The sequence below is a fragment of the Zoogloea sp. genome (genome assembly GCF_028689785.1).
Lineage (GTDB): Bacteria > Pseudomonadota > Gammaproteobacteria > Burkholderiales > Rhodocyclaceae > Zoogloea.
In genome coordinates this window covers 71934-83628 of sequence record NZ_JAQVCN010000006.1, presented here as the reverse complement: position 1 = coordinate 83628, position 11695 = coordinate 71934, and the positions used below count along the sequence as shown (strand labels likewise).

The 11695-nt window shown below is 66.2% G+C and carries 11 protein-coding genes; 7 read left to right on the top strand and 4 right to left on the bottom strand.

The window, feature by feature from the left end:
• Positions 1-35: 35 nt before the first annotated feature.
• Positions 36-821, top strand: coding sequence for a hypothetical protein (locus PHI64_RS04995; protein ID WP_299879515.1), 786 nt, complete (start codon positions 36-38; stop codon positions 819-821).
• A 124-nt stretch (positions 822-945) separates the two neighbouring features.
• On the opposite strand, the gene gatB is transcribed toward PHI64_RS04995, so the two are convergent.
• Genes gatB through gatC form a run of 4 tightly spaced genes read right to left on the bottom strand, consistent with a single transcriptional unit; the run spans position 946 to position 4766 of the window.
• The gene (gatB, locus tag PHI64_RS04990) at positions 946-2406 is read right to left on the bottom strand and encodes an Asp-tRNA(Asn)/Glu-tRNA(Gln) amidotransferase subunit GatB (protein ID WP_299879513.1); all 1461 of its coding nucleotides are present in this window, start codon (positions 2404-2406) and stop codon (positions 946-948) included.
• Positions 2407-2430: 24 nt separating this feature from the next.
• Entirely contained in the window at positions 2431-2949 is a 519-nt protein-coding gene (locus PHI64_RS04985) for a hypothetical protein (RefSeq protein ID WP_299879511.1), read from the bottom strand.
• A gap of 11 nt (positions 2950-2960) precedes the next feature.
• Entirely contained in the window at positions 2961-4427 is a 1467-nt protein-coding gene (gatA, locus tag PHI64_RS04980) for an Asp-tRNA(Asn)/Glu-tRNA(Gln) amidotransferase subunit GatA (protein WP_299879509.1), read from the bottom strand.
• Positions 4428-4478: 51 nt separating this feature from the next.
• On the bottom strand, positions 4479-4766 hold the full coding sequence (gene gatC / locus PHI64_RS04975; protein WP_299879507.1) for an Asp-tRNA(Asn)/Glu-tRNA(Gln) amidotransferase subunit GatC: 288 nt from the start codon (positions 4764-4766) through the stop codon (positions 4479-4481).
• A 108-nt stretch (positions 4767-4874) separates the two neighbouring features.
• Here gatC and PHI64_RS04970 point away from each other — a divergent pair, with 108 nt between their 5' ends.
• The 6 genes from PHI64_RS04970 (at position 4875) to PHI64_RS04945 (ending at position 11627) form a co-directional block, all read left to right on the top strand.
• Positions 4875-5918 (top strand): rod shape-determining protein, encoded by a 1044-nt coding sequence (locus PHI64_RS04970; RefSeq protein WP_296407110.1) that lies wholly within the window; start codon positions 4875-4877, stop codon positions 5916-5918.
• 116 nt (positions 5919-6034) lie between these two features.
• On the top strand, positions 6035-6946 hold the full coding sequence (gene mreC / locus PHI64_RS04965; RefSeq protein WP_299879504.1) for a rod shape-determining protein MreC: 912 nt from the start codon (positions 6035-6037) through the stop codon (positions 6944-6946).
• Between the two features lie 3 nt (positions 6947-6949).
• Positions 6950-7471, top strand: a complete 522-nt coding sequence (mreD, locus tag PHI64_RS04960; RefSeq protein WP_299879502.1) for a rod shape-determining protein MreD — start codon at positions 6950-6952, stop codon at positions 7469-7471.
• A 6-nt stretch (positions 7472-7477) separates the two neighbouring features.
• Positions 7478-9379, top strand: a complete 1902-nt coding sequence (gene mrdA, locus PHI64_RS04955) for a penicillin-binding protein 2 (RefSeq protein ID WP_299879500.1) — start codon at positions 7478-7480, stop codon at positions 9377-9379.
• Positions 9380-9441: 62 nt separating this feature from the next.
• Positions 9442-10515 (top strand): rod shape-determining protein RodA, encoded by a 1074-nt coding sequence (rodA, locus tag PHI64_RS04950; RefSeq protein ID WP_299879725.1) that lies wholly within the window; start codon positions 9442-9444, stop codon positions 10513-10515.
• Between the two features lie 44 nt (positions 10516-10559).
• Positions 10560-11627 (top strand): septal ring lytic transglycosylase RlpA family protein, encoded by a 1068-nt coding sequence (locus PHI64_RS04945; RefSeq protein WP_299879498.1) that lies wholly within the window; start codon positions 10560-10562, stop codon positions 11625-11627.
• The last annotated feature ends 68 nt before the right edge of the window (positions 11628-11695 follow it).

The following is an 11695-nucleotide window of genomic DNA, read 5'->3' as shown; positions in this document are numbered from 1 at the left end:
GGGCCCCTTCGACATGACCTTGATGGAGGGTAGCCATGCAATCCCTGAGTGCTGAACTCCAGCGTCTCTTCGGCCGGCCGGGCCAGGATCTGCCTGATCCGCTGCCGGAGACGGGGCTGGCGCTGGATCTGGTGAGTCCGGACGAGTGGGTGTGGACGATGGTGATCGGCCTGGCGCCTGCGGCTGGCTGGACGCCGGTGGTGGCCCTGTGCGAAGGCGTGGTCAACGTACTGGAGCTGCCGGCGCCGGCGGTGTCTGTGGCCGGCCCGGCGGGCTTCCGGGTGTGGTTCTCGCTGGCGGACCCGGTGCCCCTGGACCGGGCAGAGGCCTTTCTCGCTGGGCTGCAGGCGCGTTTCCTGGGCGAGCTGCCCGTGGCTCAGCTGAGCCTGCTGCCCTCGGCTGCGGCGCGTACGGTGCCCCTGGCGCCGGCCCACGAGCGGGGCGACGGCCGCTGGACGGCCTTCATCGACCCCGCCATGGGCGGCATGTTCGCCGACGAGACTTGGCTCGACATGGCTCCCAGCCCGGAGCGTCAGGCCGAGCTGCTGGCGGGCTTCAAGTCGATTGCCCTGGCGGATTTCCAGCGTGTGCTGGGCGTGCTGGCGCCCGGCGGAGCGATGGTGCCGGCGCTGGGTGGGCCGGTCACGGGGCTGGTGATGGAAGCACCGGCCCGGCCTGGCACAACACCCTCCGCCGGGCTGGCCGTGGGCAGCGGCTTTGTCGATCCGAAGAGCTTTCTGCTGGCGGTGATGAACGATCCGGGCGCCAGTGCAGAGCTGCGCATTGACGCCGCGAAGGCTTTGCTGCCCTACTTTCCCTGAGAGGTGGGCAGAGGCAGGCGACCAGGGAGTCGACTCTCCCGTGAGGTCGAGTGATTTCGACCCTGCACGCCTCATCGTCCGTGACACGGCATCCATAAAGGCGCCGTGCCCCGGGGGACGGTTTTCAGCCGAGCTTCTTTTTCAGCAGCTCATTCACCTGGGCCGGGTTGGCCTTGCCCTCGCTCGCCTTCATGCACTGGCCGACAAGGGCGTTGAAGGCTTTCTCCTTGCCGGCACGGAACTCCTCGACCGACTTCGGGTTGGCGGCCAGTACCTCGTCGATGATGGCCTCGATGGCTCCCGTGTCGGTGACCTGCTTGAGGCCCTGGGCGTCGATGATGGCGTCGGCCGAATCACCTTCCTTGTTCCACAGCGCGTCGAAGACTTTTTTGGCGATGGCGTTGGAGATGGTGTTGTCGGCAATGCGCGCCACCAGGCCGGCCAGCTGGGCCGCGCTCAGCGGGCTGGCGGTGATGTCGAGCTCGGCCTTGTTGAGGCGTGCGGCCAGATCGCCCATCACCCAGTTGGCGCAGGTCTTGGCGTTGGCGGTGCCGGCGGCGGCGACGGTGTCCAGGTAGAACTGGGCCACTTCGCGGCTGGCGGTGAGGGTGGTGGCGTCGTAGGCAGACAGGCCGTACTCGCCCTGGAAGCGGCCCGACAGGGCGGCCGGCAGCTCGGGCAGCTCGCCCTTCACCCGTTCGATCCAGGCGTTGTCGATGACCAGCGGCAGCAGGTCGGGGTCGGGGAAGTAGCGGTAGTCGTGGGCGTCTTCCTTGCTGCGCATGGCGCGGGTCTCGCCGCTGTCCGGGTCGAACAGCACGGTGGCCTGCTGGACCTTGCCGCCGTCCTCGATCAGGTCGATCTGCCACTGAACTTCAAAGTCGATGGCCTGCTGCAGGAAGCGGAAGCTGTTGAGGTTTTTGATCTCGCGGCGGGTGCCGAACTCGGCCTGGCCGCGGGGGCGCACCGATACGTTGGCGTCGCAGCGGAAGGAACCTTCCTGCATGTTGCCGTCGCAGATGTCGATCCAGCGCACCAGGGCGTGCAGGGCCTTGGCGTAGGCCACGGCCTCGGCGGAGGAGCGCATCTCGGGTTCGGAGACGATCTCCAGCAGCGGCGTGCCGGCCCGGTTGAGGTCGATGCCGGTCATGCCGTGGAAGTCTTCGTGCAGGCTCTTGCCGGCGTCTTCCTCCAGGTGGGCGCGGGTCAGGTTGACCGTCTTCTCATAGGTGCCGCCCTTGCCGTCGGGCACCAGCAGGGGGATCTGCCCGCCGACCACCACGGGCAGCTCGTACTGGCTGATCTGGTAGCCCTTGGGGAGGTCGGGGTAGAAGTAGTTCTTGCGGGCGAAGATGCTCTTCGGGGCGATGGTGGCGCCCACTGCCAGGCCGAAGCGGATGGCCCGTTCCACGGCACCCTTGTTGAGCACCGGCAGCACGCCGGGCAGGGCGATGTCCACAGCGCAGGCCTGGGCGTTGGGTTCCGCGCCGAAGGCGATGCTGGCGCCGGAGAAGATCTTGGACTGCGTGTTGAGCTGGGTATGCACTTCCAGCCCGATGACGACTTCCCAGTCGGTTCTGCTCATGAGGAGGCTCTCTAAATTAGTCGCTTAGTCGCATTGGCCCGTAGGCTTGTCGATCAGCAGCGGCCACACGTAGTCGTGGGCGCTGGAAGGGGAACACAGGTGATGGCAACCGGCGAAGGCCACGGTGATCTGCTCGCCCTGTTCCCACATGCGCACCCGGCATTCGCGGGCGCCGGTGAGCTCGATGGACGGCAGGGCCTGGGTCTGGCGGAACTGGGCCAGGTCGTAGCGGCAGCTGCCGCGCTTCGGCATGGTCATTTCCACGTTGAAGGCGCGCACCTTGGAGTCGCTCACGTCCACGGTGGCCTTGCCGAAGTTGCCGGCTTCGTCCTTAAAGCGGCATTCGGTCTTCACCGTGAAGGTGCGCAGGGGCATGGGCTTGAGCTTGCCGGCGGGGCGCTCCACCGGCGCCGAGGGGCTCTGGCCGCGGGCGGCGGGGGCTGTCTCGGGGCGGTGGGTGACCTGATCCACGGCGGCACACCCGGCCAGTACGGCGAGGGACAGGCCGGCCGCGATGCGGCCTGTGACGCGCAGGGGCATCATCGGCGGCAGCCTCAGAAGCCGGCCGGCGTCTGCCGGTGCCAGTCGGTGGCCTGCTGGAACTGGTGGGCGGTGCCCAGCAGGCGTGCCTCGCCGAAGTAGTTGCCGATCAGCTGCAGACCCACCGGCAGGCCGCCGGTACCGAAGCCGGCCGGGTGGGACAGGGCGGGCAGGCCGGCCAGGTTGACGGCGATGGTGTAGATGTCCGAAAGGTACATCTGCACCGGGTCGTCGCTCTTCTCGCCGATGCCGAAGGCCACGCTGGGGCTCACCGGGCCGGCGATCACGTCGCACTGGGTAAAGGCGGCAGCGAAGTCATTGGCAATCAGGCGGCGCAGCTTCTGGGCCTTGATGTAGTAAGCGTCGTAGTAACCGTGGGAGAGCACGTAGGTGCCCACCAGGATGCGCCGCTGCACCTCGCCGCCGAAGCCCTGGGCGCGGCTCTTGCAATACATGTCGTTGAGATCGCCATATTCGGCAGCCCGGTGCCCGTAGCGAACCCCGTCGAAGCGGGACAGGTTGGAGCTTGCCTCGGCCGGGGCGATCACGTAATAGGCGGGGATGGCCAGGCGGGTGTTGGGCAGGCTCACCTCGACGATGGTGGCGCCGAGCTTGCGGTACTCGGCAATGGCGGCATCCACCGCAGCGCGCACGTCGTCCGACATGCCCTCGGCGAAGAACTCCTTCGGCAGGCCGATGCGCAGGCCGGCGAGGGGCTGGGCCTTCGCCGGGGTGCACTCACGGCCGAAGTCCTCGGGGCCCTGCTCCAGGCTGGTGGAGTCGCGGGGGTCGTGGCCGGCCATGGCCGACAGCAGCACGGCGCAGTCGTCAGCCGAGCGGCCAAAGGCGCCGCCCTGATCGAGGGACGAGGCGTAGGCGATCATGCCGTAGCGGGACACCCGGCCGTAGGTGGGCTTGATGCCGGTGATGCCGCACAGGGCCGCCGGCTGGCGGATCGAGCCGCCGGTGTCGGTGCCGGTGGCGATGGGCACCATGCGCGCCGCCACCGCCGCGGCCGAGCCGCCGGACGAGCCGCCGGGCACCTTGTCGGTGTTCCAGGGGTTGCGGGTGGGGCCGAAGTGGGAGTTTTCGTTGGACGAGCCCATGGCGAACTCGTCCATGTTGGCCTTGCCCACCATAACCGTGCCGGCTGCCTTGAGCAGGCTCACCACGTGGGCGTCGTAGGGGCTGACGAAGTTGGACAGCATCTTCGAGCCGCAGGTGGTCAGCACGCCTTCGGTGCAGAACACATCCTTGTGGGCCAGGGGGATGCCGGTGAGCGGACCGCCATTGCCGGCGGCCAGGCGTTCGTCAGCGGCGCGGGCCGCGGCGAGGGCGCCGTCCCGGTCAACGGTGACGAAGGCGTTGATCTTCGGGTTGCCGGCGTCGATGCGGGCCAGGCTCTCGGTGGCGAGTTCGACGGCGGAGACTTTCCTGTCGCGGAGGGCCGCGGCGATGTCCTTGAGGCTGGAGTCGATCATGGTGCGTGGGGCTGGGCGTGGGACTGTGTAGGAGGGCCGGGGAGGCGGGGCTTATTCGATGACCTTGGGCACCAGGTACAGCCCGGCTTCGGTCTGCGGGGCGACGGACTGGTAGGCGGCGCGACGGTCGCTCTCGGCGACACGATCCTCACGCAGGCGCTGGGCCAGGTCCTGGGGGTGGCTCATGGGTTCGACCCCGTCGGTATTGACCGCCTGCATCTCCTCGATGAGACCGAAAATACCGTTCAGTTTGGCCTGGGTGGCATCCAGGTCGCCCCCGGCGAGTTCGAGGCGGGCGAGCTTGGCAATATGCCGGACTTCGTCGAGGGAGAGGGACATGGTAATTTACAAAGTTGCTTAAACGACAAAGGTTTGTAGGTTATCATAAGCGATTCTGTTGCCCCAATTCCCAACCCCTCCTAACGGTTTTTCCGGGATTTTTCTCCGATGTTTGGTTCTCTGCGCTCCTATTTTTCGAACGATCTCGCCATCGACCTCGGCACCGCCAACACCCTGATCTACGTTCGCGGCAAGGGAATCGTCCTCGACGAACCGTCTGTGGTGGCGATCCGCACCGAAGGTGGGCCAAATGCCAAGAAAACCATCCTGTCGGTGGGCATGTCTGCCAAGCAGATGCTGGGCAAGACGCCGGGCAACATCACGGCCATCCGGCCGATGAAGGATGGTGTGATCGCTGACTTCACCGTCACCGAGCAGATGCTCAAGCAGTTCATCAAGAAGGTTCACGACACCCGCCTGTTCTCTCCCAGCCCGCGCATCATCATCTGCGTGCCCTGCGGCTCCACCCAGGTCGAGCGCCGCGCCATCCGTGAATCAGCCCTCGGCGCCGGTGCCAGCAATGTTTACCTCATCGAAGAACCCATGGCCGCGGCCATCGGTGCCGGCATGCCGGTGGCCGACGCGACGGGTTCGATGGTCGTCGATATCGGCGGTGGCACCACCGAAGTGGGGGTGATCTCCCTGGGCGGCATGGTCTATGCCGGCTCCATCCGCGTCGGCGGTGACAAGTTCGACGAGGCCATCGTCAATTACATCCGCCGCAATTACGGCATGCTCATCGGTGAAACCACCGCCGAGTCCATCAAGAAGGAAATCGGCTCCGCCTTCCCCGGCTCCGAAGTCAAGGAAATGGAAGTCAAGGGCCGCAACCTGGCCGAGGGTATCCCCCGGGCCTTCACCATCTCCTCCAACGAAATCCTCGAAGCCCTCACCGAGCCCCTGAACCAGATCGTTTCCGCGGTCAAGATCGGCCTGGAGCAGACCCCGCCCGAACTCGGCGCCGACATCGCCGAACGCGGCATGGTGCTGACCGGTGGCGGTGCCCTGTTGCGTGACCTCGACCGCCTGCTGATGGAAGAAACCGGTCTTCCCGTCATCGTCGCCGACGACCCTCTGACCTGCGTGGTGCGCGGTTCCGGTATGGCCCTCGAAAAGATGGACCAGCTCGGCTCCATCTTTACCAGCGAATAAAGTCGGCCTGGCGGCCAGGGCGTCGGCGCTGAACCCCGTGTTCTCCAGCCGCTGCCACCCACCCGGGCTTGTCCCGGGCGCCGCCGTTTGCCGATCGACCTGAGCGATCCCGTCCCATGGTCGGCCATTCCCCCCCTCCCTTCTTCAAACGCGGGCCGGCTCCGCTGGCCAAACTCGTCTTTTTTCTCGTCCTGTCTTTGGCGTTGTTGGTAAGCGACCTCAAGCTGCGCTACCTCGACGCTTTCCGCCAGGGGCTGTCGGTGCTGGCCTACCCGCTGCAGATGGCGGCGGCCACCCCGGCGGATTTCGTGCGCAACGCCTCCGACTACTTCGCCTCCCTGGTGCGCCTGCAGATCGAGAACAAGGAGCTCAAGAGCAAGCAGTTGCAGGGCGGCGAGCGTCTGCTGCGTCTGGAGCAGCTCGAACAGGAGAACCGCCACCTGCGCACCCTCCTTGAAGCTCGCGAGCGTCAGCCGGTGAAATCCACGGTGGCGGAGATCATGTACACCGCCAAGGACCCGTTTTCGCGCAAGGTCATCCTCGACAAGGGGGCCCAGGCCGGCATCGAAGCCGGCCAGGCGGTGGTGGACGATGTCGGTGTGGTTGGTCAGATCACCCGTGTCTTCCCCATGCAGTCCGAGCTGACCCTGCTCACCGACAAAGACCAGGCGATTCCTGTGATGGTGGTACGCAGCGGGCTCCGGGCCGTGCTCTTCGGCTCCGGCGACGGCCTGATGGAGCTGCGCTACCTGGCCGCCAATGCCGACGTCCAGCCGGGCGACAAGATCGTCACCTCGGGCCTCGACGGGGTCTTCCTGGCCGGTCTGCCCGTGGCTACCGTGGCCCGGGTCGAGCGCGATCAGGCCCAGACCTTTGCCCGCATTCCCTGTCTGCCGGCTGCCGGCGTCGAGCGCTTCACCCATGTGCTCGTCCTCGGCCACCGGGAGAGCCTGCCGGCCCGGCCGCCGGAGGTGGAGCCGGTGGTGGGCAAGCTCAAGGGCCGCAAGGCCCGGCCTGCCAAGGAGTAAGCCGTGCAGCCCACCAACCGCTCCCGTCGCATCCTGCTGCCGGTGAAGATGTGGTTTGTCTACACCACCCTCTTCACCGCCCTGTTTCTCAACTACATCCCCACCGGCCATCTGCCCGCCGTACCTGATTTCGTGGCTCTGGTGCTGGCTTTCTGGTGCATCCGCGAGCCCCTCAAGATCGGCATCGGCGCGGGCTTCGTGTTTGGTTTGCTGACCGACATCGGGGTGGGCGCGGCCCTCGGCCAGCACGCCTTTGCCTACGTGTTGGTGGCCTACGCCGCCAACGAGCTGTCGCGTCGGGTGCTCTGGTTCACTCCGGTGGAGCAGGCCTTGCACGTGCTGCCCCTGCTCTTCCTGTCCCAGGTGGTGATGGTCATCGTGCGTCTCATGGCCGGTGCCGAGTTTCCCGGCTGGTGGATGTTCTTCGGCAGCTTCGTTGCCGCCGTGCTGTGGATTCCCCTGCACTACGTGTTGCTGCTGCCTCAGTATCAGCCCACGGAGCGGGACGAGAACCGCCCCATCTGAACGCCCATGGCCGACATCCGCACCCCCGAGCAGGAGCTTGCCCGTTTTCGTGGCCGCCTGGCCGTGGCCGGCATCGTTGCCCTGATCGGTTTCGGCCTGCTGGTGGCGCGCTTCTCCTACCTGCAGGTGGTGCGCTACGACTACTACTCCACCCGTGCCGAGGATAACCGCATCTCCCTGGTGCCCATCGTCCCCAACCGGGGCCTGATCACCGATCGCAACGGCACCGTACTGGCGCGAAACTACTCGGCCTACACCCTCGAGATCACTCCTTCCAAGGTCGACGATCTGGAAGCCACCATCGAAGCGCTGTCCAAGCTGGTGGATATCCAGCCCAAAGACCGCAAGCGCCTCAAGAAGCTCATGGACGAATCCAAGAGCTTTGAATCCCTGCCCCTGCGCAACCGCCTGTCGGATGAAGAGGTCGCCCGCTTCATCGCCCAGCGCTACCGTTTCCCGGGGGTCGAATTGAAGGCCCGCCTGTTCCGTGACTACCCCATGGGCAGCTTCGCGTCCCACGTCATCGGCTACATCGGACGCATCAATGACCGCGACCTCGAACGCATCGAGGAGAACGACGACGCGGCCAACTATCGGGGTACCGACCACATCGGCAAGTCCGGCCTCGAAAAGAGCTATGAGCGCGATCTCCACGGCATCACCGGCTTCGAGGAGGTCGAGGTGGATTCCGGCGGCCGTGCCGTGCGCCTCTTGCGCCGCACCCCGGCGGTGCCTGGCAACAACGTCATCCTGACTCTCGACCTCAAGCTCCAGGAAATCGTCGAAAAGGCCTTTGGCAATCGGCGTGGCGCCCTGGTGGCCATCGAGCCCTCAACTGGCGGCGTGTTGGCCATGGTGTCCACGCCCACCTTCGATCCGAACCTGTTCGTGGACGGCATCGCCCCCCAGGACTGGGACCAGCTCAATACCGACCAGGACAAGCCCCTGCTCAACCGGGCCATCTACAGCGCCTACCCGCCGGGCTCCACCTTCAAGCCCTTCATGGCCCTGGGTGCCCTCACCACCGGCAAGCGCACCCCCAACCAGGCGCTCGCCGACCCGGGCTACTTCAACTTCGGCGGGCACCGTTTCATGGATGACAAGGTTGGCGGGCATGGCAGCGTCGATCTCTACAAATCCATCGTCGTCTCCTGCAACACCTACTACTACGTCCTCGCCAACGACATGGGCATCGATGCCATCGCCGGCTTCATGCGCCCCTTCGGTTTCGGCCAGCGCTCCGGCATCGATCTGCCCGGCGAGGCCGAGGGCGTGTTGCCCTCCCCCGAATGGAAGAAGAAGCGCTTCAAGCGGCCCGAACAGCAAAAGTGGTTCGGCGGTGAGACCATCTCGGTGGGCATTGGCCAGGGCTACAACGCCTACACCCCCTTGCAGATGGCTCAGGGGCTGGCTGCGCTGGTCAATAACGGCGTGCTCTATCGCCCTCACCTCGCCCGCCACGTGGTTGATGCCAAGACCGGTGAGCGGCGTACCATCGAACCTCAACCGCTGCGCACCATTCCCCTCAAGCAGGCCCACATCGACCTCATCAAACGCGCCATGGTCGGCGTGAACAAGGCCGGCACCGGCGCCCGGGCGTTTGCCGGGGCGCCCTATGAAGTGGGCGGCAAAACCGGCACCGCCCAGGTGTATTCCCTGCGCGGGGGCAAGTATGTGGAAGGGCGGATCGCCGAGCGCCTGCGCGACCATTCCTGGTTCATTGCCTTCGCCCCCGCCGACAAGCCCAAGATCGCCTTGGCCGTGCTGGTGGAAAACGGCGGCTTCGGCGCCCAGTCGGCGGCGCCCATCGCCCGCCAGGCCCTCGACTACTACCTGCTGGGCAAGGTGCCGGCGGGCATCGCCCCCGAAGACCCGGCGGCTGAAGAGTCCGCGGAGGGGGCCGAGTGAACCCGCGTCTCGACCCCCGCAAGTGGCTGCACTTTCTGCTCTCGCCCCTCGATGGCCCCTTGATGGTGCTGATCCTCATCCTCACCACCTATTCGGCAGTGATCATGGTCAGCGCCTCACCGGAGCGCCTCGGCACCCTGGCCGTCAATGCGGGGGTCGCCTTTCTTGCCATGTGGCTGGCGGCGCGCACCCCCCCTCCGCGGCTCATGAGCATCGCCCTGCCCCTGTACGTTCTCGGCATTCTGCTGCTCATCGCCGTGGCCCTGTTCGGTGACGTCTCCAAGGGCGCCCGGCGTTGGCTCAACATCGGCATCACCCGCATCCAGCCCTCCGAGCTCATGAAGATCGCCATGCCCCTGACTCTCGCCTGGTACTTCCAGAGTCGTGAGGGCATGATCCGTGGCCGCGACTTTCTGATCGCCACCAGCTTGCTCCTGCTGCCGGTAGGGCTCATCGCCAAGCAGCCCGACCTGGGCACCGCCATTCTGGTGACGGCTTCGGGCTTCTTTGTGCTCTTCTTCGCCGGCCTTACCTGGCGCCTGATCCTGCCGGTGGCGGTGGTCGGCATCGTCGGCGTTGCCTCCATCGTGGCCATGGGCGACACCATCTGCCAGCCCGGGGTGGATTGGCCGGGCCTGCGGGAATACCAGAAACACCGGGTGTGCACCCTGCTCGACCCCACTTCCGACCCCCTCGGCAAGGGCTTTCACATCATCCAGTCCACCATCGCCATCGGTTCCGGCGGCGTCGTCGGCAAGGGCTGGGGTAACGGCACCCAGACCCACCTCGACTTTCTGCCCGAGCGTCACACCGACTTCATCTTCGCCGTGCTCACCGAAGAATTCGGGCTAGTCGGCGCCCTCATACTTGTGGTAATTTATATCCTATTGATTTTCCGCGGCCTTTTTATTGCCGCTGGTGCCCCGACCCTGTTCTCGCGCCTGCTTGCCGGCGCCCTGACGCTGATCTTCTTCACTTACGCGTTGGTGAACATGGGCATGGTGAGCGGAATTCTCCCCGTTGTCGGGGTCCCGTTACCCTTCGTCAGTTACGGTGGCACTGCACTCGTTACCCTGTGTCTGGGTGTCGGAATGCTCATGAGCATTCAGCGACACCGACGCCGGGTAGGCACCTGAACCTGCGCGCGCCTGACGCGCGCGCCCGAACAGGAAAGAGCGTCATGCACCCTGTAGCGAAACACCCGCGAGCCGGGTTCCGGCTGGCCAAGCTTTGTCGTGTCCAGTCGCTTGTCCCGGTGCTCGCAGCTTGTACCCTGAGCACTATCGCTGTGGCCGCCGATACCCAGGCAGAGCCCGTCTTCCAGTCCAGCCTCAAGGCCGGTTCTCCTCAGCGGGTTTTTTCCAGCCCCTTCCGCTATGACGGCCCCGATGACGCGGCCGATGAAACGCCCTCCCTTGAAGCTCCGCGCTTCGAAAAGGAAGACTACGCCCTCGGCCAGGGCGTGGCCCTGGGCAACAGCGGCAGCTCCTTCCGCCAGAAGGGCGTGGCCAGCTGGTACGGCAAGCCCTTCCACGGCAAAAAGACATCCAGTGGCGACAGCTTCGACATGTACGCCATGACCGCCGCCCACCCCAGCCTGCCCATCCCCAGCTACGTGCGCGTCACCAACCTGGCCAACGGGCGTTCGGCGGTGGTGCGCATCAACGACCGTGGCCCTTTCCACCCGGGGCGCATCATCGACCTCTCCTATGCCGCCGCCTATAAGCTCGGCTACACCGATAACGGCCATGCCAACGTCGAAGTGGCGCTGATGCTGCCCGAGGGGGTGGCCATGGTGCAGCCCGGCCGCAGTGTGCCGCCCATCCGGCGGCGTGCGCCCACTCCCTCGGCGCATCTGGCCGCAGCACCGGCCCGCCCGGCCGCTCCCCAGGCGGCAACGCAGGCCGCCCTGGCCGAGCCCGTCCGGCCCGTCGAGGCGCCGGCCCTGGCCCAGGCTACGCCGGCCCCCGTCGTGTCGGCGCCGCTTGTCGCCGCCGCCCCTGCCCGCAGCGGCGAACCCGTCTTCCTGCAACTCGGGGCCTTCGCCAATGCCGTCAATGCCGAGCACTTCAAGGGCTTTGTCGAGCACGAGCTCAAGTGGCTCAAGTCATCGGTCTCGGTGCTGGCCGCCGAAGGCAAGTACCGCCTGCAGCTCGGCCCCTTCCCCTCAGCCCCCGAAGCCCGGGCCATTGCCGAGCGCATCGCCACCACCCTCAAGCTCCGCCCCGAACTCAAGGGCCGTGACTGAGCGGCGCGCCTGAGGCTCTCTCCTGTGGGGTCGAATTCATTCGACCTTGGCACGTTGATCATCGGCAT

Excerpts from the sequence above, each read along its gene's own strand:
- mrdA (WP_299879500.1), top strand. The coding sequence starts at position 7,478 with ATGGCCGACATCCGCACCCCCGAGCAGGAGCTTGCCCGTTTTCGTGGC.
- rodA (WP_299879725.1), top strand. The coding sequence starts at position 9,442 with ATGGTGCTGATCCTCATCCTCACCACCTATTCGGCAGTGATCATGGTC.
- PHI64_RS04945 (WP_299879498.1), top strand. The coding sequence starts at position 10,560 with ATGCACCCTGTAGCGAAACACCCGCGAGCCGGGTTCCGGCTGGCCAAG.
- gatB (WP_299879513.1), bottom strand. The coding sequence starts at position 2,406 with ATGAGCAGAACCGACTGGGAAGTCGTCATCGGGCTGGAAGTGCATACC.
- PHI64_RS04970 (WP_296407110.1), top strand. The coding sequence starts at position 4,875 with ATGTTTGGTTCTCTGCGCTCCTATTTTTCGAACGATCTCGCCATCGAC.
- PHI64_RS04985 (WP_299879511.1), bottom strand. The coding sequence starts at position 2,949 with ATGATGCCCCTGCGCGTCACAGGCCGCATCGCGGCCGGCCTGTCCCTC.
- gatA (WP_299879509.1), bottom strand. The coding sequence starts at position 4,427 with ATGATCGACTCCAGCCTCAAGGACATCGCCGCGGCCCTCCGCGACAGG.
- gatC (WP_299879507.1), bottom strand. The coding sequence starts at position 4,766 with ATGTCCCTCTCCCTCGACGAAGTCCGGCATATTGCCAAGCTCGCCCGC.
- PHI64_RS04995 (WP_299879515.1), top strand. The coding sequence starts at position 36 with ATGCAATCCCTGAGTGCTGAACTCCAGCGTCTCTTCGGCCGGCCGGGC.
- mreC (WP_299879504.1), top strand. The coding sequence starts at position 6,035 with ATGGTCGGCCATTCCCCCCCTCCCTTCTTCAAACGCGGGCCGGCTCCG.